Below are 21235 nucleotides of genomic sequence, written 5' to 3'. Positions count from 1 at the left end.
AACTTACGGTCCGGGCCGATACTAGAGCCGAGCACCGTCGAGATCACATCGTCACTGTTCGTACGACCAGCGCAGCAAATCAATCCCCACCCGTAATAGTTAAGGACTCCGATGACCGTCACTCTTGCCGTCGTCGGCGCCGGCAGCCGCGGCAGCACCTACGCCGGCTACGCGCTCCGCCACCCCGAGCGGGCGCGCGTCGTCGCGGTCGCCGAACCACGAACCGCGCACCGTGCGGCCCTCGCCGACGCGCACCGGATACCGAAGCCGGAGCGGTTCGGGTCCTGGCGGGACCTGGTGGCACGGCCACGGCTGGCCGACGCGGTCGTGCTCGCCACCCCCGACCGGGAACACGCGGAGCCGGCGGCCCGACTCGCCGCGCTCGGTTACCACGTCCTGCTGGAGAAGCCGATCGCGCCGACCGAGGCGGAGTGCGTGACGGTCGCCGACGCGGCGGAACGCGCCGGCGTGCTGCTCGCCGTCTGCCACGTACTGCGGTACACCCGCTACACGGACGAGGTGAAACGGCACCTCGACGCCGGCGCGTTGGGACGGATCATCGGGGTCGAGCACCTCGAGCCGGTCGGCTGGTGGCACTTCGCCCACTCGTACGTGCGCGGCAACTGGCGCCGCGCCGACGACTCGTCGAGCAGCCTGCTCGCCAAGTGCTGCCACGACCTGGACTGGCTGCGCTACGTGGTGGACGACGATCCGGTCCAGGTCAGCAGCGTGGGCGCGCTGCGACACTTCCGGCCGGACCAGCGCCCCGAAGGGGCCGCCGACCGCTGCCTCGACTGCCGGGTGGAGGCAGGCTGCCCCTACTCCGCAGTGCGGTTCTACCGCGACTGCCTCGCGGCCCCGGATCGCCACGAGTGGCCGCTGTCGGTGGTGACCCGCGACCTGACGCCGCACGGCGTCGACGTGGCGCTACGGGAGGGCCCGTACGGGCGGTGCGTCTATGCCAGCGACAACGACGTCGTCGACCACCAGAGCGTGACCGTGACCTTCGCCGGTGGGGCCACCGCCACCCTGACCATGAGCGCCTTCACCCCGGGCGGGCACCGGCGTACCCGGATCATGGGCACGCACGGCTACCTGGAGGGCGACGGCGAGCAGGTCACCGTCACCGACTTCGTCACCGGCGGGACCGTCACCACGGACACCCGGGGCGGGGGCGCCGATGCCGGATCCGGACACGGCGGCGGCGACATTGCCCTGATGGCCGCCTTCGTCGAGGCCGTGGCCAGCGGCGACCGCACCCGGATCCGGTCGGGACCCCGGGAGTCGCTGGACAGCCACCGGATGGCGTTCGCCGCCGAACGCAGCCGGCTGGCCGGCGGAGTGCCGGTCGCCCTCGCCGCGCCGTCGGCGTGAGTCGGACGCGACCGTCGGGGTCACCGTCACCGGTGACCCCGACGGTCGGCCACGTGCGGGCCTCGGTCAGGCGCGGACGTAGTCCGCGAGGTGCTCGCCGGTGAGGGTGGAGCGGGCGGTGACCAGGTCGGCGGGGGTGCCCTCGAAAACGATCCGGCCGCCGTCGTGACCGGCGCCCGGACCGAGGTCGATGATCCAGTCGGCGTGCGCCATGACCGCCTGGTGGTGCTCGATGACGATCACCGACTTGCCGGCGTCGACCAGTCGGTCGAGCAGGGCGAGCAGGTGTTCGACGTCGGCCAGGTGGAGGCCGGTGGTCGGCTCGTCGAGGACGTAGACGCCGCCCTTCTCGGCCATGTGGGTGGCCAGCTTGAGCCGCTGCCGCTCGCCGCCGGAGAGCGTGGTGAGCGGCTGGCCGAGGCTGAGATAGCCGAGCCCGACGTCGGCGAGCCGGGTGAGGATGGCGTGCGCGGCGGGCGTGCGCGCCTCGCCCGCGCCGAAGAACTCCTCGGCCTCGGTCACCGACATCGCCAGGACCTCGCTGATGTTCCGGCCGCCGAGGTGGTACTCCAGCACCGCCGCCTGGAACCGCTTCCCCTCGCAGTCCTCGCAGGTGCTGGCGACGCCGGCCATCATGCCCAGGTCGGTGTAGATGACGCCGGCGCCGTTGCAGGTGGGGCAGGCGCCCTCGGAGTTGGCGCTGAACAGCGCCGGCTTCACGCCGTTGGCCTTCGCGAACGCCTTGCGGATCGGGTCGAGCAGCCCGGTGTACGTCGCCGGGTTGCTCCGTCGCGAGCCACGGATCGCGCCCTGGTCGATCGACACCACCCCCGCGCCGGCCGGAATCGACCCGTGCACGAGCGAGCTCTTGCCGGAGCCGGCGACGCCGGTGAGGACCACGAGCACCCCGAGCGGGATGTCGACGTCCACCGACTGCAGGTTGTTGGCCGTCGCGCCACGGATCTCCAGCGCGCCGGTCGGCCGGCGTACGGTCTCCTTGAGGGTGGCCCGGTCGTCGAGGTGGCGTCCGGTGAGGGTGCCGCTGGCCCGCAGCCCCTCGACGGTGCCCTCGAAGCAGACGGTGCCGCCCCCCGTGCCCGCGCCCGGACCGAGGTCGACGACATGGTCGGCGATCGCGATCGTCTCCGGCTTGTGCTCCACGACCAGCACCGTGTTGCCCTTGTCCCGCAGGCGCAGCAGCAGGTCGTTCATCCGCTGGATGTCATGTGGGTGCAGGCCGATGGTGGGCTCGTCGAAGACGTACGTGACGTCGGTGAGCGCGGAGCCCAGGTGACGGATCAGCTTCGTCCGCTGCGCCTCGCCGCCGGACAGCGTGCCGGACGGACGGGCGAGCGAGAGGTAGCCCAGTCCGATCCCCACGAACGAGTCGAGCGTGTGCTGCAACGTCGTGAGCAGCGGCGCCACGGACGGCTCGTCGAGGCCGCGCACCCACTCGGCGAGGTCGCTGATCTGCATCGCGCACGCGTCGGCGATGTTGATTCCCTTGATCTTCGACGACCGGGCCTCCTTGCTCAGCCGGGTGCCCTCGCACTCGGGGCAGGTCGTGAACGTCACCGCCCGCTCCACGAAGGCGCGGATGTGCGGCTGCATCGCGTCGACGTCCTTGGCCAGGAACGACTTCTGGATCTTCGGGATCAGCCCCTCGTACGTGACGTTGATTCCCTCGACCTTGACCTTGGTCGGCTCCCGGTAGAGGAGATCCTGCAGTTCCTTCTTGGTGTACTTGCGGATGGGCTTGTCCGGGTCGAAGAAGCCGGAGCCCCGGAAGATGCGGCCGTACCAGCCTTCCATGCTGTAGCCGGGGATCGTGATCGCGCCCTCGTTCAGCGACAGGCTGTCGTCGTACAGCGCGGACAGGTCGAAGTCGGTGACCGAGCCCATGCCCTCGCAGCGCGAGCACATGCCGCCGAGCCGGGTGAAGGTCGCCTTCTCGGTCTTCGTCTTCCCCTCGCCCCGCTCGACGGTGATCGCGCCGCTGGCCTTCACCGAGGGGACGTTGAACGAGAACGCGTTGGCCGACCCGATGTACGGCTGGCCGAGCCGGCTGAAAAGGATGCGCAGCATCGCGTTGGCGTCGGTGGCGGTGCCGACGGTGGAGCGGGGGTTGGCGCCCAGCCGCTCCTGGTCGACGATGATCGCCGTGGTCAGCCCCTCCAGCAGGTCGACCTCCGGCCGGGAGAGCGTCGGCATGAAGCCCTGCACGAACGCGCTGTAGGTCTCGTTGATCATCCGCTGCGACTCGGCGGCGATCGTGCCGAACACCAGCGAGCTCTTGCCCGAGCCGGAGACGCCGGTGAACACCGTGAGGCGGCGCTTCGGGATCTCGACGCTGACGTCCTTGAGGTTGTTCTCGCGCGCCCCCTGCACGCGGATCATGTCGTGGCTGTCGGCGGCGTGCGGCGTGGACGACCGGTCGTCCGTCCTCGTGGCCTTGCTCATCGTTTCTCCAACTGTTGGGCGGGCCGCCTGCGCGGCCTCCGTCGGCGTCGCCCGGCCTGGGCTGACCAGCTTCGAGCAGTACGTCTTCCGTCGCCTCGGCCCCCGGCGCCCCTACTGCGCCACGCGGCCCGCCCCCGGTAAAGCTGTCGGACCGGCCAGCGGCTGTCGCGCGTCAGCTCGCGGTCGGGCGGCTCGCGCCAGGCCATGCGGGGACCTGCGGAACCAGCCGTACGCCGGGGCCGACGCGCACGGGTCGGAGCCGGCGCGTACGGCGCACCGGTCACCCCCGTTCCTGTGCCACCGCGCCGGTCTCGAGGACCTCGACGTCGCCCCGATCATAGACACGTCGCCGGTACGGCCCGGCTTCAGCCGAACGGCCCGAATGGCGACCGTGGAACGGGTCGCTGCTGGTCGGTGGCGTCGCGGGCGGGGCCTGGTGGTGGTCGTCCCGGCGGCAGCACCAGGGTGGCTGCCCCATCGGCTGCGCGTGCGGCACCACCTGATCATCCCCGGTACGGTTCCGGCGTGACCATCCTGCGTTCGCTGCTGCTGTTCGTCCTCGCCGCCGTCGCCGAGATCGGCGGAGCCTGGCTGATCTGGCAGGGCTGGCGGGAACACCGTGGCCTGTGGTGGATCGCCGGGGGCGTCATCGCCCTCGGCGCGTACGGGTTCGTCGCGTCCCTGCAACCCGACCCGAACTTCGGCCGCATCCTCGCCGCCTACGGCGGCGTCTTCGTCGCCGGCTCCCTCGTCTGGGGCATGGTGGTCGACAAGTTCCGCCCCGACCGGTGGGACGTCGTCGGTGCGGTCATCTGCCTCGTCGGGGTGGCCATCATCATGTACGCGCCCCGCGCCACCACCGGCTCCTGACCTGCCCCGGTTCCACCGGTCAGCCGGCGGTGGGTCGACCCCGCACGTCGCTCCCCCCGTCCTCGGCACCAGGCCGACACCGGGTTGATTAGTACAGCATCGGATGTACTATTGGTGGCGTGGAGACGTTGACGTACGGGCAGGTGCTGGCCCGTTTCGGCCATGCCCTGTCGGATCCGACCCGGGCGCGGCTGCTGCTGGCCCTGCGCGACGGGCCGGGATATCCGGCGGAGCTGGCCGAACTGCTGGGTACGACCCGGCAGAATCTGTCGAACCACCTGTCCTGCCTGCGCGGCTGCGGCCTGGTGGTCACGGTGCCGGAAGGGCGGCGGACCCGGTACGAGCTGGCCGACGCGCGACTGGCGCACGCGCTCGGGGACCTGTTGGGGCTGGTGCTGGCGGTCGACCCGGCCGCCTGCCCGGACTCCGACGAGAAGGGCTGTTGCTGATGAGCCTGCCCCTGATCAACCTGGCACCGGCCGGGCCGTCGGCGGCCCGCCGGGCGGTACTCACCAGCCGGGTGCGGCTGCTGGTCGCCGCGACGATCACCTACAACATCATCGAGGCGGTCGTGGCGATCACGGCCGGCACGATCGCGTCGTCCACCGCGCTGATCGGCTTCGGGCTGGACTCGGTGATCGAGGTGTCGTCGGCGGCGGCGGTGGCGTGGCAGTTCGCCGGCCGCGACCCGGAGTCTCGGGAGAAGGTCGCGCTGCGGATCATCGCGGTCTCGTTCTTCGCCCTCGCCGCGTACGTCACCGTCGAGTCGGTGCGCGCCCTGATCGGCGGGGCCGAGGCGGAACACTCCAGCGTCGGCCTAGTGCTGGCCGCCCTGTCGCTGGCGATCATGCCGGTGCTCTCGTACGCCCAGCGCCGCGCCGGCCGGGAACTCGGTTCCCGTTCGGCGGTCGCCGACTCCAAGCAGACCCTGCTGTGCACCTACCTGTCCGCCGTCGTCCTCGTCGGCCTGGGGCTGAACAGCCTGTTCGGCTGGTCCTGGGCCGACCCGGTCGCCGCGCTGGTCATCGCCGCCGTCGCGGTCAAGGAAGGCCGCGAGGCCTGGCGCGGCGACACCTGCTGCGCCGTGCCGATGACCGCCCCGGTCGGCGCACCGGCCGACGCCCAGGCCGCCGCGGCGGGCGCGTGCGGCTGCCGGCCGAACTGTTCCTGCTGCTCGGAGGAGGAGAAATGATCACACGAACACTCGGGCGGCGGATGCCGCCGACGGTGCGGGCCGCCCTCGACGCCGAACTGGCCACCGCCCGCACCGCGACCGAGGCATCGACCGCGTGGCGAGCCGCCGAACGCGCGCACATCCTGTCGCAGCCGTGGCCGTGGCCGCACACGGTGGTGCACGCCGCCATGCTGCGCCGCGCCCTGCGCGAACGGGACCGCGTCGAGGCGGTCGGGCAGGTGATCCGGCTCGCCGTCGCCGGGCCCGGATCCGCGCTGGGCCGCTACCCGACCGGCAACACCGGCCGGGCCCGGGTCCCGCTGACTCAACCGATGCCGATCCCCGCCGACCTCGCCGCCCTGCTCGCGTCCGCGTCCGGCACGAAAGCCGAGCCGGTCAGCTGATCCGGCAGCCGGCGGCGGCCGCCACCGTCGGACACAGGCCGGCTGCGTCACCGGTTGGTGCAGAAGTCCGGTTGCGGGGTGCCGGCCGGGGCGAACTTGGCCACGGTGGCCAGGGTCTGCCCGTCGTCGGCCAGGGCGACCCACAACACCTCACCAGCGGGGATGACGTCGGGGCGGACGACGAAGCCGCCGTCGCCCGTGGCCTGGAACGCGTACAGCTCCGGATGCAGTTCCCGCGACGGCGGGCCGGTCAGCGGTGGATGATGCGGCGGGACGACCAACGGTGCGCCGAGCACATCGAGGCAGTCGTGGGTCGAGGCGACCAGTTCGATGCGTACGCCACGGTCCTTGAGGTCCGCCTCGGCTCGTGCCACGTCAGCGGCGTCGGTGCTGTTCATGGTGACGACGAGCCCGCCGTCGGCGGCGGCCTCGATGGCGTAGGCGGCGTGGCCCACGGTCGCCGCGGTGACCGCCGCACCGGCCGCGGTCATGATCGCGGTGGCCCCGATCAGCCATCGCTTACGGCGTGCCGGCGGCGGGGCACTCGGTAGTTCGGTCCTGAGTTGGGCGAGCAAACGGTCTTCGAACGTCATGGCGTCTTCGCCTCCACGGGTGCGGGGGTGTCGGTGAGGGCGCGACGGGCGCGGAACAGCGACCGGCCACGCGTTGGCGTCGGTCCGCCTCCCGGGCACGTTGCCGTGCGGCGCTGGCGATGTGGTTGCGTGCAATGCCGTACAACCAGGCCACCGGATTGCCGCGGTCGGGACGGTAGGTCGCGGCCGAGGCGATGACCGCGGAGAACACCTCGGCGGTGATGTCGGCGGCGAGGTGCGGGTCGTCGACCCGGCGGGTGACGAAGCGCAGCACCGCGTCGACGTGGGCACGGTAGAAGGCGGTGAAGGTTTCCGGGTCGGTCAGCGGGGGCGGGCGGCCCATCGGCGGCTCCTCGGTGCGGCAGGCGGCGACATCTGTACTTGGTCGGCAGCACGTACCGCGTTATGGGGCGGACGGGGCACCAACATTTGTTGGTCCCACAAAGAGTTGGCGGTGTGCCGAATGCGTGGCCCTACGATCGGTCCCCATGGCGCGGCGCACCGCATCCGCCTCGTTACTCCCCGCAGTCCTGCTGTTCGTGTTGCTCGTCGGCCCGGCCGGGACCGCCGCGTCCCAGCCCACCGGCACGGCGTCGTCCGTGGCGCGCCCAGAACAGGCTCGCGGAGTGGGCGAGTCCGGGTGCGACCACGGGTGGGACTACGGCGACGCGTCCCCGCCGTATCCGACCACGCGGGCGCAGCACGGGCCACGACACCGGATCACCGTGATCGGGAGGCTGACCATCGGCACCTCGGTCACCGCCGACCGGAACGGCCGCCCCGGCGACGGTGACGTCGACGACGGCCTCGCCACGCCGGTGCGCCTCTCCGCCGACGCGCCCCAGGTGACCGTGCGGGTCCGCAACACCAGCGGGTCCCCGGCACTGCTGGCCGGCTGGCTGGACACCGACCGCGACGGTTTCTCCGCGAGCGAGCGGGCGGTGGTCCGGGTGCCCGTCGGCGCCAGAAACGTGACCCTGCGCTGGCCGGCACCGGCCGGCGCCCCGGCCGGTGCCGGCCAACTGCGCCTCCGCCTCTACCCGGGCCGACCGGTCCACCCCGACCCGACCGGTGTGGCGGTCGGCGGCGAGGTCGAGGACTACCGGGTCACCCTCGTGGGCGCGCCGCAGCCCACGCCCACCAGCCCGGCACCACAGCCGACCCCGACCCAACCGACGCCCCAGCCCACGCCGACGACCGGGGCGCCGCAGCCTGGGCCGCCGACACCAACACCGACCCGGACGTCGAGCCCGACGCCCGGAACGACACCCACCCCGACCGCGACGAGCCCACCGGCACCGACCCCACCGAGCCGCCCCATGTCCGCAGGGGTCCGGACGCCCACCCGGGCCGAACCCTCGCCACCGCGCCGTGGATTGCCGCTGACCTGGTCCGTCGCGCTCCTGATCGTGGCCCCGGCCGCGGCCGGGGCGGCACACGCCGTCGGCCGCTCCGCCCGCCGCAGCCGCTAGCCACCCCGGAGGAGAGCATGTCGACCCTGTTGGCCAGCCTGGTCGTGATGGCGGTCGCCGCCGCTGTCGGCACGGGCGGCTTCCTGCTGGTGTCCCGGTACGTGCCCGAGCGCTGGCTGATCGCGGACTCGGGCGCGGCGGGCGCCATGTACGCGACCGTCAGCATGGTGTACGCCATCTTCATCGCGATCGGGGCGATCGCCGTGTGGGAGCCGCACGCCGAAGCGGGCCAGTACACCCGCCAGGAGGCCCACGACCTGTCCGAGGCGTACTGGTGGGCGGGTCATCTCGACGCGACGAGCGGCGCCCAGGTCCGGTCGCTGATCACCGCGTACGGCCAGTCGGCGGTACGACAGGAGTGGCCTCGGCTGCGGGCTGACCGGACCGGAGACCCGGCCACCGAGGCGCGCTTCGACGAGCTGCGCGCCGCCGCGGTCGCGGTCCGCACCAGTGACGAGCAGCAGGAGAAGGCGGCGCAGAACGTGCTCGACCGGCTCGAGAGCGCCGCTGACGCCCGACGTATCCGACTGTCCGCCGCAGCGGACGGAATGCCACCGCTGCTGTGGCCGGCGCTCGTCCTCGGTGGCGCGGTGGGCATCGGGTTCCTGTACCTGTTCGGTCTGGCGCGGACGTTTCCGAACGGTCTGATGATCGCGACCGTCACCGCCATGACGGCGCTGTCGCTGTTCATCCTCTACCAGCTCGAGTTCCCGTTCAGCCGGGCGTTGTCCGTCGGGCCGGAGCCGTTGACGGCCATGCTCACGACACTTGGCGCATCGTAGCCATGCCGACACAGCGGGTTGTATAGTTTGCCGCCGATGACCACTGTGGACCCACCACTCGGCCGGAGGATCGCGCTCGCCCGGCAGCACCGGGGCCTGTCCCGCCGGGCACTGGGCGACCTGGTGGGCCGCAGCGCCGAGTGGGTCCGTCAGGTGGAGCGGGGCGACCGGCCGGTGGACCGGCTCTCCGTTCTCCTCCAGCTCGCCACCGTGTTGCAGGTCGCCGACGTGGCGGCCTTCGTCGCCAGCGCCACGGCCCGCCCGGTCGCCCCACCCCGGTCGCCACTGGACCTGACGGCACTGCGCGACGCGGTGTTCACCCTGCCCGCCGCCGCGCTCCGACGCCCCGGAGCGCCGTCGGCGGAAGGCGGGACGGCGGACGCGGCAAACGCCCGGCCGGATGGCACCCTCGGCGACGAGGTGACCTGGCTGTGGGCCGAATGGCAGAACTCGGCGGAGCCCTACACCCGTACGCTCGGCCGCCTCCCGGCCGTCCTGCGCGCGGCGACCGGCGAGGCCGCGGCCCACGCCTACCGGCTGGCGTGTCAGCTGGCGAGTCGGGTCGGCGACGGGACCACCGCGCTGGCGGCGGCGCAGCACGCGGTGCTCGCGGCGCGCGACGGCGGCTGCGCCTGCACCACGGCCGCCGCCATCGGCACGTACGCGCAGACCCTCGCCCACCTCGGGGCGCTGCCCAGCGCCGAGGCGGCCTGCGACACGGCACTGCGCACCGTGGGTGACTGCGCCTGCGCGGCCCGCCCGGCGGTGGCCGGCCGGCTGCACCTGGCCGCCGCGCGGATCGCGACCGCCGGGAACGCCGCGCACGCCGCCCGGCGCTGGCTGAGCCGCGCGGCCGGGTACGCCCGTGAGGCGGCCCCGGACGATCCACGGAGCCCGTTCGGCGTCCAGGACGTGGCCCTGCAGGCGGTCCGGGTCGCGTTGCGGCTCGGTCACCTGTCGGACGCGTTGCGGCTGTCCGCCCGCGTCGAGCCGGACAGCATGCCGGACCGGGCCCGGCGCAGCCGTGGCTTCATCACCCTCGCCTGCGTACACGCGCGGGCCCGGAGCGCACCCGGCACCCTGCTCGCCCTCGGCAAGGCCGAGCAGGCCTGCGCCGAGGAGCTTCGGGTGAACCGGTACGCCCGGCGGGCCATCACCGACCTGCTGTCGAACGACGACGGGCTCGTCCGGGCCGACGCCTGGGCCCTCGCCGGCCGCGCCGGCCTCGCCTGATCACCGGCCGCGCGAGCGGTCGGCCACCGGCGGCCCGACGAACGCTGGCCGCCGGATCGGGTGCCGCGCCCGGCGCGCGCCACGATATCAGTAGATATCGGTACACGCCAGCATATTGACGGGTATATCGCTGCTCCATTGTGGATCGTCCATGGCTGACACATGCTCTGCCCGCAGAAAGCTCGCGAACGCAAGTTGCGTAAACCCTTCGCGCGCAGGCATGCGCGGATCCCTCGGTCACAGAACGGCGGTGGCACCGTGTCGGTAACCGGATCGGACAGGTCCTCGGACAGCACGCAGCACGAGAACGCACAGACCAGCCTCAGCACCGCGGGGGCACGCACCCTCGCGACCACCACCAAGTCCGCCCCGCAGATGCAGGAGATCTCCTCCCGCTGGCTGCTCAGGGTGTTGCCCTGGGTCGACGTGGTCGGCGGCACGTACCGGGTGAACCGGCGACTGTCCTACGTCGTCGGCGACGGGCGGCTCTCCTTCACCAACACCGGCGCACAGGTCCAACTCGTGCCCGGCGAGCTGCGTGAACTGCCCGCGCTGCGCGGCTTCGCCGACGAGGGCGTGCTCGCCGCGATCGCCGACCGGTTCACCCAGCACGAGTACGCGGCCGGCGAGACCATCCTGCCGGCCGGTGGGCCGGTCGACCGGGTGCTCGCCATCGCCCACGGCAAGGTCACCAAGCTCGGCGAAGGACAGTACGGCGGCCAGTCCGTGCGGGGCGTGCTCGCCGACGGCGACTACCTCGGCGACGCGGCGCTCACCGACGCCGAGGCGACCTGGGACACCACCGCGCAGGCCACCACCCGGTGCATCGTCCTGGAGTTGCCGGTGAGCGAGTTCCGGGAGCTCGCCGACCGGACCCCGGCGCTGCGCGCGCACCTGGACGCGTACCGGGAGGCCACCGGGAAACCCCAGAACCGGCTCGGGGAGGCGGCGATCGAACTGGCCGCCGGACACACCGGCGAGCCCCGGCTGCCCAGCACGTTCGTCGACTACGACGCCGCGCCGCGCGAGTACGAGCTGTCCGTCGCGCAGACCGTACTGCGGGTGCACACCCGGGTCGCCGATCTCTACAACCACCCGATGAACCAGCTCGAGGAGCAACTCCGGCTGACCGTCGAGGCGCTGCGGGAACGGCAGGAGCACGAGATGGTCAACAACCGCGAGTTCGGCCTGCTGCACAACGCGGACCTGCGGCAGCGCATCCACACCCGTACCGGCCCGCCCACCCCGGACGACATGGACGAGCTGCTGGCCCGCCGGCGCAACACCCGGTTCATCCTGGCCCACCCGAAGGCCATCGCCGCGTTCGGCCGGGAGTGCACCCGGCGCGGGCTCTATCCGTCCAGCATCGACATGAACGGCCACACCGTCCCGGCCTGGCGGGGCGTGCCGATCCTGCCCTGCAACAAGATCCCGGTCAGCCCGACGCTCACCACGTCGATCATCGCGATGCGGACCGGGGTCGAGGACCAGGGCGTCGTCGGCCTGCACCAGACCGGGTTGCCGGACGAGTACCAGCCGAGCCTCTCCGTACGGTTCATGAGCATCGACGAGAAGGCGGTGATGAACTACCTGGTGACCGCGTACTTCTCGGCGGCCGTGCTGGTGCCGGACGCGCTCGGCGTGCTGGAGGACGTCGAGGTCGGCCACTACGGCGACGTGCCGCAGCGGTCCGGGAGCTGACCCATGGCGGACACCGATCGGAGGGCGGCCGCCGGGGTGCTGGTGACGCCCGCGCTACAGGCGGCCGTCGCCACGCTTCCGGCGGCGATGACGCGGGTGGTCGGCTACCACTTCGGTTGGCTCGATGCCGCTGGTCAGCCGGCCGGTGTGTACCGCGGCAAGGCGCTGCGGCCGGCGTTCACGCTGGCCGCGGCGCGGGCCGTCGGGGCCGATCCGGGGTCGGCCCTGCCGGCCGCGGTCGCCGTCGAGCTCGTGCACAACTTCTCGCTCCTGCACGACGACGTGATGGACCGGGACACGACCCGCCGGCACCGGCCGACCGCGTGGACCGTGTTCGGCACGGACAACGCGATACTCGCCGGCAACGCCCTGCTCACCCTCGCGCTGGACCTGGTCGCGTCGGAGGTCGCCGCCACCCGGCTGCTCGCCGCCGCCGTGCAGGAACTGCTCGGCGGGCAGGCGGCGGACCTGTGCCTGGAGCGGCGGACGTCCGCGTCGGTCGCCGAGGCGCGGGAGATGGCGCTCGCCAAGACCGGCGCGCTGTTCGGCGCCGCGTGCGCCCTGGGCGCGCTGGCCGCCGGCAAACGGGCGGCGGACGTGGACCGCCTCACCGCGTTCGGGCGTCAGCTCGGGCTCGCCTTCCAGTTCGTCGACGACCTCCTCGGCATCTGGGGCGACCCGGCGACCACCGGCAAGCCGGTCCACTCCGACCTGCGCAGCCGCAAGAAGTCGCTGCCGGTCGTCGCGGCGCTGAACGCCGCCACCCCGGAGAGCGACCGGCTCGCCGCGCTCTACGGTCGGGAACGCGCGCTCGACGAGGACGAGCTGCGCGAGGCGGCCGACCTGGTGGTGGCGGCGGGCGGCCGGGCGTACGCGCAGAAGCAGGCCGAGGCGCTGGTCGACGACGCCCTGGCCAGCATCTCCGACCTCGCGCCGGAGGCGTCCGCGGACCTCGCGGCGCTCGCCGGCCTCGCCGTACGACGGGAGCGGTGAGCCGATGCCCGCCTTCACGCTGCCCGACTTCTACCTGCCGCATCCGGCCCGACGGAACCCGCACGAGCAGCACGCCCGGGAGCACTCCACCGCGTGGGCCCGGCAGATGGGCATGCTGGACTACCGCGCGCCGTCCGGCAACCTGGTCTGGGACGAGGCCGACCTCGCCGCGCACGACTACGCGCTGATGTGCGCGTACACCCACCCGGACTGCGACGCGCCGACCCTCGATCTGATCACCGACTGGTACGTCTGGGTGTTCTTCTTCGACGACCACTTCCTCGAACTGTTCAAGCAGGGACAGGACATCGAGGGCGGCCGACGGCACCTCGAACGCCTCGAGGAGTTCATGGGTTCGCCGACCCGGGCCCCGGAGAACCCGGCCGAGGCGGGGCTGGCCGACCTCTGGGCCCGTACCGTGCCGGTGATGTCGGACTGCTGGCGGCAGCGGTTCGTCACCAGCACCCACAACCTGATGGTGGAGTCGCTGTGGGAGCTGGACAACATCTCCCGGCACCGGGTCGCGAACCCCATCGAGTACATCGAGATGCGCCGGCGCGTCGGCGGCGCGCCGTGGTCGGCGAACCTCGTCGAGGTGGCGATCGGCAGCGAGGTCCCGGCGACACTGGCGGCGACCCGGCCGCTACGGGTGCTGCGGGACACCTTCTCCGACGCCGTACACCTGCGCAACGACCTGTTCTCGTACGAGCGGGAGGTGACCCGCGAGGGCGAGAACGCGAACGCCGTGCTGGCGTTCGAGCAGTTCCTCGACGTGCCCACGCAGCGCGCCGCGGACCTCGTCGGCGAGCTGCTCACCTCCCGACTCCAGCAGTACGAGCACACCGCCCTCACCGAGATCCCGCTGCTCTTCGCCGAGCACGGCACGCCGCCGGACGAGCAGCTCGCCGTGTCCCGGTACGCGCAGGCGTTGCAGGACTGGCAGGCCGGCGGCCACGAGTGGCACGCCCGGTCCAGCCGCTACACGAAGGTCACCAGGCGGCCGGTGCTCGTACCGGGGGTGGCCGTGCCGTACTCGCTCGCCGCGTCCGGGCTCGGCCGGCGCGTCGCCGCGCACGACCACGTGCTCGCCGACCGGCACGTCGGGCACCTCCCCCTGCCCGAGGTGTACATGCCGTTCCGGTTGCGGGTGAGCCCGCACCTCGCGGCCGCCCGGCGGCACGGTGCCGAGTGGGCGGCGGCGATGGGGATGTTCGCGCCGGTCGCCGGGCGCCGCATGTGGGACGCGAAGCTCTTCGCCGGCTTCGACTTCGCCTACTGCGCCGCGATGATCGCCGCGGACGCGACCCCCGAGCAGCTCGACGTGTCCACCGACTGGCTGGCCTGGGGCACCTACGGCGATGACCTCTACGCGGTGCAGTGGGGACGGGTCGGCGACTTCGTCGGCGCCAAGGTGGCGACCGCACGGCTCTCGCTGTTCATGCCGCTGGACGGCCCGCCACCACCACCCACCTCGCCGCTGGAGGCCGGCCTCGCCGACCTGTGGCGGCGTACCGCCGGCCCGATGCGGCCGGACGCCCGGCGACAGTTCCGCACGGACGTGGAGGCCATGACCTCGGCGTGGATGTGGGAGCTGACGAACGAGATGCAGCACCGGATCCCCGACCCGGTGGACTACGTCGAGATGCGCCGCGCCACGTTCGGTTCGGACCTGACGGCGAGCCTCGCCCGACTACGGCTGGCCACGTCGCTGCCGGCGGAACTCTTCGACACCCGGGTGATGCGGCAGCTCACGAACGCCGCCCAGGACTACGCGTGCTTCACCAACGACCTGTTCAGCTACCAGAAGGAGATCCAGTACGAGGACGAGATCCACAACATGGTCTTCGTCCTGGAGCGTTTCCTCGGTTGTCCCCGGCTGACCGCCCGTGACCTGGTGGCCCGGTTGATGCACGACCGGATGCGGCAGATCGAACACCTCATGGCGGTGGAGATGCCGGCGTTCTTCGAGCTTCAACGGCTCGACGGTCCGACCCGCGAGGCACTGGTCTGCTACGCGGACCAGCTCAAGGACTGGCTGTCCGGAATCCTCGAGTGGCACCGCGCGTGCGCCCGCTACGCGCCCGGTCCACTCGCCGCCCGGTTCCACCCGTCGATCGGCCCTTCGCCGGTCCGGGACCTGCTGTCCCGTGGCCGAGTACATACCACATAGGAACGGTACGACCTGCTTGGTGCCGACGTCCCGGCGTTCGCTTCGAAGTCGACTTTCGACACTGGCCTGACAGGCGAAGCGAACGCCGGGACGACGGCATGCCTGCATGAGGGCGGCGCGCACCGCCCTGTCGGGGTCGACAACGCACCACGCGGCCTGGCTGTCGATCATGACGGCATTCGGTGTGAGGGGCCATGCCCTACATTGATGCGGGAGCTGTCGGTCCAGCCTGGAGGCGCAGCGTGACCCGAGGAAGGTTGTCATGGGGAGCGGTGTGGGCAATCCTCGCCGCCGGCCTGGCAGTCATCGCGGTCGTCTGGGTCGTGGTGGGGAACGAGAAGTTCGAGATCCTACTCGGCGTCGCCGGTGCCGTCACCGGCCTGCTCGGCCTCCTCCTGCCCTTTGCCGGCAGGCGACAGGAATCCGGCTCCCGGACCGTACCTACAGCGCAACCGGCCATGCAGGTCAGCGGGGAGTTCCGCGCCACGGCCGTGCACCACGGTGCCGACTTCGCCACCCACGTCGGCCTCCTGCTGCTCTTCGGCTGGGGCTTCATCGACTCGACCGACCGACGGTTGGCGTTGCCCGAGGACGCCTCCGCCATGACCGAGGCGATCGGCTTTCTCATCGTCCTGGGAACGGCGATGGCCTCAGCCTACTTCTTCGCCAAGAGCATCGCGATCGCCACGAACGCGTTCCAGCGCTATCCTCGCCTGCTCATCGACGGTCGCGGGCTGCTCGTCACCGTGGGGCAGGACAAGGACGAGCAGGTCACCATCCCGTGGAGTGACGTCGCCACCGTCGATGTCGTCGACCTGGGCCGGACCCCAACCCTGATGGTCGGCCTCGCCGGCTCATCGGCTCTGGCCCGTCACGCGGTGCTGAGGAAACTCTGGCGGCAGGACCAGGGCAGACACAGCTTACGTCTCACCGGCTTCCCCGTGGAGGGGGTCCGCGCCGCACTGTCCACCTTCGCTGGCGCCCGGTACGACGGCGGTTCCCCCCGGGCCGGTCGGCTCCTGACCTGTGGTGCGACGGAGTCGGGACCTACCCGGACCCGTGGGGCGTGCCGCTCCGTCTTCGGAACTCGACCAACCCGGCGAACGTTCGTGGTCAGCTCACGACGGGGAAGACAGGTGAGCTATCGCGCCCGTCACCGCGAGGTGGCGGGCGGTCTCGGCCCGGATGCCCTCGGCGGCGAGCACGCTTCGCTGCTGTCCCGTGTAGCCGATGCAGTCGAGGAAGACCAGGTCGGCTCCGCCGGCGGCGACCTCCCGGCCGGCGGCGGCCACCTCGTCGAGTCCGGCCGTGTACGGGTCCACGGCCGCCGCGACGACCGGACGGCCCAGGCGTTCTGACCATCGTTCCCGGATGTCCGCCAACTGTTCCGGCATGGGGCACAGCACGCCCAGGCGCCCCGTACCGACGAGTTCCGCCATGAGTTCGTGGGCGAGTTCCTCCGCGTGGAGCACCGGCACCGACGCCGGGCCGTGCTCGACGCGGCCGGTGCACAGCACGAGGACGGCGCCGCAGTCGTCGGCCACGCACCGCCGGATGGCGTCGTCGAGGGCCGGGGCGATGCTCGTCGCCCCGAGCCGGGCGCGCGAGCCGTCCCGCAGGCGGGAGACCAGGGTACGTTCCCCGCCGCGTGGTTCGAGCCGGGCGATGCCGTCCGCGTCGAGGAGGTCCAGCGCGCCGTGTTCGACCCAGTCGACGGCGGAGAGGGCGATCTCGACGTCGGGGATCAGGTCGACACGGGGCGCCTGGCCGATCGTGACGAGACCGAGCCTCGGCCGCCCGCGACGTACCGTTTCGGACATCAGGCTGCCACCTTCTCGGGTAGGTCGGCGGCGGCGACGCCGCGCTCGACGATGCTGCGTCGTACGGCCCGGTCGACCCGCGCGGTGGGGTCGGCGACCGGGATCGCGGCGAGCAGCGCCTTGGTGTACGGGTGCTGCGGCCTGGTGAAGATCTCCTCGACGGTGCCCTGCTCGACGACGCGGCCCTGGCTCATCACGACGATCTCGTCGGCCATCATCTCGACCACGGAGAGGTCGTGCGAGATGAAGACGTAGGTGAGTCCGAGGTCCTTCTGCAACTGCTTCATCAGGTCGAGCACCTGTGCCTGCACCGACACGTCGAGCGCCGACACGGGCTCGTCGCAGACGACCAGGCTCGGGTTGAGGATGAGGGCCCGCGCGATGCCGATCCGCTGACGCTGGCCACCGGAGAACTCGTGCGGGAAGCGGTCGATGGCGTCCTCCCCCAGGCCGACGGTCTTGAGCACCTCGACGATGCGGGCGCGGATCGCCGCGTCGTCGAGGTCCGTGTGCAGGCGCAGCGGCTCGGCGAGGGCCCGGTGGATCGTCCACCGTGGGTCGAGCGAGGCGTACGTGTCCTGGAAGACGATCTGCATCTCCGAGCGGAGCCGACGCATCTCGTCGTCGCTCGCCGCGAGCAGGTCGGCCCCGTTGAAGGTGACCGCCCCCGACGTCGGCTCGTGCAGGCGCAGCAGGGCACGCCCGGTCGTCGACTTGCCCGATCCGGACTCGCCCACGATGGCGAGCGTGCGGCCCCGACGCACCCGGAAGGAGACGCCGTCGACGGCTCGGACGACCTCCGCCGGACGTCCCAGCCGGCGACGGCGCCCGGTGAAGACCTTCGTCAGGTCGGTCACCTCGAGCAGCACCGGCGCGTCGTCGTCGGCTGCCTCGGTGGGGGCGGCCGGGTCTCCCTCGACGGGAACCGGTGTCGAAGCGTCACCCGCCGTGCCCTCTTCGGCGAGCGCCTCGACCGCCTCGACGACGTGCGCGTGGGCGGAGGGGATGAAGCTGAGCAGCCGCTTGGTGTAGTCGGCCTGGGGCGCGGCGAAGAGCTGCTCGGTCGTCGCCGTCTCCTGCAACTCACCGCCGTACATCACGGCGACCCGCTGGCAGGTCTGGGCGACGACCCCGAGGTCGTGCGTGATGAGCAGGACGGCTGTGCCGTGCTGCTCCTGCAGGTCCATGATGAGGTCGAGGATCTGCAACTGGGTGGTCACGTCGAGCGCGGTCGTCGGCTCGTCGGCGATGAGCAGCTTCGGCTCGCACGCCATGGCCATGGCGATCATGACCCGCTGGCGCATCCCGCCGGACAGTTCGTGCGGGTATCCGGCGAGGACGCGGGCGGTGTCGCGGATGCCCACCATGTCGAGCAGGTGGCCGGCCCGGTCCATCGCCTGTCGCCGGCCGAGGCGCATGTGCTGGCGCAGCGGCTCGGTGAGCTGGTCGCGGATGGTGAACACCGGGTTCAGCGCGGTCATCGGCTCCTGGAAGATCGTGGCGATGTCCTTGCCCCGGATCCGGCGCATCTGCCGGTCGGACAGCGCGGCGAGGTCGCGCCCGTCGAAGCGGATGTGCCCGCCGGTGATACGCGCCTGCCGCGCCGGGAGCAGCCCCGTGATCGACATGGCGGTGACGCTCTTGCCCGAGCCCGACTCGCCGACCAGCCCGACCATCTCGCCGCGCGAGATGGTCAGGTCGAGGTTCCGGACGGGGTGGATCGGGCCACGGGACGTGTCGATGCGGATCGACAGGTTCTCGATCGACAGCAGGGTGTCAGCCATGTCCGTGCTCCTTGTTCCGTGTGCCGCGTGAGCTCGCCGCCCGCGCCCGCTCAGGCGGACGTGGGAGTTCCGCTCGTCTGGAGGTGGGTGGCCGAGCCGTAGAGGTTCTCCAGGAGCGTCGCCTGGCCCTCGTCGTAGAAGGACACCGCGCCCCCGGTGAAGCCCTTGGCGACCTCGACGGAGAAACGCGCGGCCAGGGCGATGTCGACCTCGTGGCTCGCGCCGGTGGCGCAGCCGGCGACGGGCGTCACCGTCGTGATGGCGACCCCGACGACCGGCGCGGCCGTCGCGACGGCCGGCTGGAGGATCGAGTTGATGTGGTGCAGGCCGTTGCCGTACGGGGTGATGTCCTGGGTGGACAGCGCGAAGACGACGGCCGGCTCACCCGACACGGTCTCCAGGACGCTGACCAGGTCGGCGCTGGTGGGGAGGATGTAGCCGGCGCGGACCGTCGGGGAGATGGCGATGCCCCGGTGGTTGACGATGCGGTTGCCCTTGGTGGTGTCGATGGACAGGACGGCGTCCATCTCGGAGGTGACCTCGTGCTCGTTCATCGCGGTGATGTCGACGGGCGAGTCCATGAAGGGCACCGGGTCGTGCGGCCGGGTCGGCGCGTCCGGGCAGATGTGGGTCGAGATGACGACGTCGCCGGGCAGGATGTCGCCCCGGGCGTGCATCGCGAGGAGCTTGGCGGCGGTGGCGATGGCGGCGGTCGCCCCGTCACCGTCGGACACGTAGCCGATGAGTTCCGGCCGGGCGCCGAGACCGCCGAGACGGCCGACGACACCGAGCGTCGGGGCGTCGCCGCCGACGGTCTTGCCGCGGCTGCCCGGGACGGTGACCTGGATGAAGTCGGTCGAACCCTTCTCGCCGGCCACCGTCTCGACGACGATCGAGCATGCGTCGTCGCCGAGGGTGCGCAGGTGCTCGGCGACGAGTTTGCCCGAGGCGTCGGGACGGTCGAGCAGGTCGAGGACGGTGAGCACGTGGGACAGCACGATCATTCGCTTTCGACAGCGGTCTCGGCGACGCCGAGGTACCGGAGGGTGGTCAGGGCGTAGGTCTTCGCGGCGAGGACGACGTCGGCGGCGGGCGCCTTCTCGTCGAAGCCGTGGATGGTGGCCAGCTCCGCCGGCCCGTACTGGAGCACCGGGATGCCGTGGCTGCGGAAGGTGCGGGCGTCGGAGGAGGCCCACTGGAGCACCCCCTCCGTGGTGGGGTCCCCGGTCAGCTCGCGCAGGGCGGCGACGAGTTCGGCCACGATCGGGTCGCTCGGCAGCGTCCAGTTCGGCTCGCTGCGGAAGCCGGTCGGCTCGATCGTCGCCTCGACGCCCGCCTCGGCGAGCAGTTCCTGGACCCGGGCCAGGACCTCGGCCCGGGACAACCCGATCGGCACCCGGGTGTCGACGTCGACCACGCACCGGTCCGCGACGACGTTGGACGACGTGCCGCCGTGGATCGTGCCGATGTTGACGGTGACGTGCTCGAAGACGGCGCCGATGCCGGGGGCGTAGCCCTCGCGCTCCTCGGCGAACGTCTTCGACCGCTCGATGAGGTCGACGACGTCCGCCGGCGGCGCCGGCTTCATGTCCCAGAGCTGTTGCAGGGCGATGACGGCCTTGGCCGCGAGGAGGTTCGCGTTGACGCCGTGCAGCGGCTGGAGGCTGCCGTGCCCCGGCTTGCCGTCGATCGTCATCCGGAACCAGTTGCTGCCCTTCTGGCCGATCGTCGGGTGCGTACGCTCGGCGGGCTCGGCGATGATCGCGCCGGTCGCGCCGTCGAGGACGCCCTGGTCGAGGAGCCAGTCCGCGCCGCGCGAACCGCCCTGCTCCTCGTCCGGGACCGCCGCGAGCGACAGCTTCCCGGCCAGCGGGACACCGAGGCGGTGCAGGACGACGAGCGTGTGGATGACCCCGGCGAGGCCGGCCTTCATGTCGCTTGCCCCGCGCCCACGGAGGTAACCGTCGACGATGTCCCCCGCGAACGGGGGGAACGTCCAACGGTTCAGGTCACCGACGGGGACGACGTCGGTGTGACCGGCGAGCACCAGATGCCGCGCCGAGTTGGAGTCGTCGTCCACCGCGGCGTTGCTCGCAGCACGGTGGACGACGACGCTGAGGCGACCATCTCCGGCGTCGTGGACCTCGGGGTCGAGGCCAGCGGCGCGCAGGTGGTCGGCGATGAAGTTGCCGACGTCCGTGCAGTCCCCCGGAGGGTTCTCGCTCGGGATCCGGATGAGGTCTCCGGCGAGCGTCAGCAGTTCGTCCCGGGTGCGCTCGATCTCGTCGAGGACGCGGGTCTCCCAGTCGGGGGTGTGGTGGTCACGTCGGCTCCAGGTGTGGTCTTCGCCCGCAGGGGTGGGATTGACGAGCAGGGCGGGGAGGAGGCGTGCCACCGGGCGCGGC

General features: G+C 72.0%; 19 protein-coding genes. 11 read left to right on the top strand and 8 right to left on the bottom strand.

Annotation, left to right across the window (positions count from 1 at the left end; genetic code table 11):
- Window positions 1-111 precede the first annotated feature (111 nt).
- Window positions 112-1374 carry a Gfo/Idh/MocA family protein gene (locus GA0074692_RS06275; protein ID WP_091640324.1) on the top strand — a complete coding sequence of 421 codons (1263 nt, stop codon included), beginning with the start codon at window positions 112-114 and terminating at the stop codon, window positions 1372-1374.
- Window positions 1375-1440: 66 nt separating this feature from the next.
- On the opposite strand, the gene GA0074692_RS06270 is transcribed toward GA0074692_RS06275, so the two are convergent.
- Window positions 1441-3834, bottom strand: coding sequence for an ATP-binding cassette domain-containing protein (locus GA0074692_RS06270; RefSeq protein WP_091640322.1), 2394 nt, complete (start codon window positions 3832-3834; stop codon window positions 1441-1443).
- A 525-nt stretch (window positions 3835-4359) separates the two neighbouring features.
- Here GA0074692_RS06270 and GA0074692_RS06265 point away from each other — a divergent pair.
- From GA0074692_RS06265 to GA0074692_RS06250, 4 genes are all read left to right on the top strand, one after another.
- Window positions 4360-4704 (top strand): YnfA family protein, encoded by a 345-nt coding sequence (locus GA0074692_RS06265; RefSeq protein WP_091640320.1) that lies wholly within the window; start codon window positions 4360-4362, stop codon window positions 4702-4704.
- A 119-nt stretch (window positions 4705-4823) separates the two neighbouring features.
- Window positions 4824-5153: an ArsR/SmtB family transcription factor gene (locus tag GA0074692_RS06260; RefSeq protein WP_176738329.1), complete on the top strand. Its 330-nt coding sequence runs from the start codon at window positions 4824-4826 to the stop codon at window positions 5151-5153.
- Entirely contained in the window at window positions 5153-5896 is a 744-nt protein-coding gene (locus GA0074692_RS06255; protein ID WP_091640314.1) for a cation diffusion facilitator family transporter, read from the top strand. Before GA0074692_RS06260 ends, GA0074692_RS06255 begins: the two co-directional genes overlap by 1 nt.
- Complete coding sequence (locus GA0074692_RS06250) at window positions 5893-6282, top strand: DUF3703 domain-containing protein (protein WP_218106579.1); 390 nt, start codon at window positions 5893-5895, stop codon at window positions 6280-6282. Before GA0074692_RS06255 ends, GA0074692_RS06250 begins: the two co-directional genes overlap by 4 nt.
- 47 nt (window positions 6283-6329) lie before the next feature.
- On the opposite strand, the gene GA0074692_RS06245 is transcribed toward GA0074692_RS06250, so the two are convergent.
- Window positions 6330-6875 (bottom strand): hypothetical protein, encoded by a 546-nt coding sequence (locus GA0074692_RS06245; protein ID WP_141725182.1) that lies wholly within the window; start codon window positions 6873-6875, stop codon window positions 6330-6332.
- Window positions 6802-7218, bottom strand: a complete 417-nt coding sequence (locus GA0074692_RS06240) for an RNA polymerase sigma factor (protein WP_091640307.1) — start codon at window positions 7216-7218, stop codon at window positions 6802-6804. Before GA0074692_RS06240 ends, GA0074692_RS06245 begins: the two co-directional genes overlap by 74 nt.
- A 145-nt stretch (window positions 7219-7363) precedes the next feature.
- Between GA0074692_RS06240 and GA0074692_RS34575 the strand changes: the two genes are divergently transcribed.
- The 6 genes from GA0074692_RS34575 (at window position 7364) to GA0074692_RS06210 (ending at window position 15226) form a co-directional block, all read left to right on the top strand.
- A complete protein-coding gene (locus GA0074692_RS34575; RefSeq protein WP_176738328.1) occupies window positions 7364-8347 on the top strand; it encodes a GEVED domain-containing protein in 984 nt (327 codons plus the stop codon).
- Window positions 8348-8364: 17 nt separating this feature from the next.
- Window positions 8365-9129, top strand: a complete 765-nt coding sequence (locus tag GA0074692_RS06230; protein WP_091640304.1) for a bestrophin-like domain — start codon at window positions 8365-8367, stop codon at window positions 9127-9129.
- A gap of 36 nt (window positions 9130-9165) precedes the next feature.
- Window positions 9166-10362, top strand: a complete 1197-nt coding sequence (locus GA0074692_RS06225; RefSeq protein ID WP_091640301.1) for a helix-turn-helix domain-containing protein — start codon at window positions 9166-9168, stop codon at window positions 10360-10362.
- Between the two features lie 258 nt (window positions 10363-10620).
- Window positions 10621-12063 (top strand): family 2B encapsulin nanocompartment shell protein, encoded by a 1443-nt coding sequence (locus tag GA0074692_RS06220; RefSeq protein ID WP_245730198.1) that lies wholly within the window; start codon window positions 10621-10623, stop codon window positions 12061-12063.
- 3 nt (window positions 12064-12066) lie between these two features.
- Window positions 12067-13056, top strand: a complete 990-nt coding sequence (locus GA0074692_RS06215) for a polyprenyl synthetase family protein (protein WP_091640296.1) — start codon at window positions 12067-12069, stop codon at window positions 13054-13056.
- Window positions 13057-13060: 4 nt separating this feature from the next.
- Window positions 13061-15226, top strand: coding sequence for a terpene synthase family protein (locus tag GA0074692_RS06210; protein ID WP_176738327.1), 2166 nt, complete (start codon window positions 13061-13063; stop codon window positions 15224-15226).
- 350 nt (window positions 15227-15576) lie between these two features.
- On the opposite strand, the gene GA0074692_RS34570 is transcribed toward GA0074692_RS06210, so the two are convergent.
- From GA0074692_RS34570 to GA0074692_RS06190, 5 genes are all read right to left on the bottom strand, one after another.
- Window positions 15577-15747, bottom strand: coding sequence for a hypothetical protein (locus tag GA0074692_RS34570; protein ID WP_176738326.1), 171 nt, complete (start codon window positions 15745-15747; stop codon window positions 15577-15579).
- A gap of 597 nt (window positions 15748-16344) precedes the next feature.
- Window positions 16345-17046 (bottom strand): AroM family protein, encoded by a 702-nt coding sequence (locus tag GA0074692_RS06205; RefSeq protein WP_091640294.1) that lies wholly within the window; start codon window positions 17044-17046, stop codon window positions 16345-16347.
- Entirely contained in the window at window positions 17046-18830 is a 1785-nt protein-coding gene (locus GA0074692_RS06200) for an ABC transporter ATP-binding protein (RefSeq protein ID WP_091640291.1), read from the bottom strand. Before GA0074692_RS06200 ends, GA0074692_RS06205 begins: the two co-directional genes overlap by 1 nt.
- 50 nt (window positions 18831-18880) lie before the next feature.
- Window positions 18881-19834 (bottom strand): DUF1177 domain-containing protein, encoded by a 954-nt coding sequence (locus GA0074692_RS06195; RefSeq protein WP_218106578.1) that lies wholly within the window; start codon window positions 19832-19834, stop codon window positions 18881-18883.
- Window positions 19831-21225 carry a M20 family metallopeptidase gene (locus GA0074692_RS06190; RefSeq protein ID WP_218106577.1) on the bottom strand — a complete coding sequence of 465 codons (1395 nt, stop codon included), beginning with the start codon at window positions 21223-21225 and terminating at the stop codon, window positions 19831-19833. The genes GA0074692_RS06195 and GA0074692_RS06190 overlap by 4 nt, the downstream gene beginning before the upstream one ends.
- Window positions 21226-21235: the final 10 nt, after the last annotated feature.

This window comes from Micromonospora pallida (genome assembly GCF_900090325.1).
In the GTDB taxonomy this organism is placed as follows: domain Bacteria; phylum Actinomycetota; class Actinomycetes; order Mycobacteriales; family Micromonosporaceae; genus Micromonospora; species Micromonospora pallida.
This window is presented reverse-complemented; position numbering and strand designations above follow the sequence as displayed.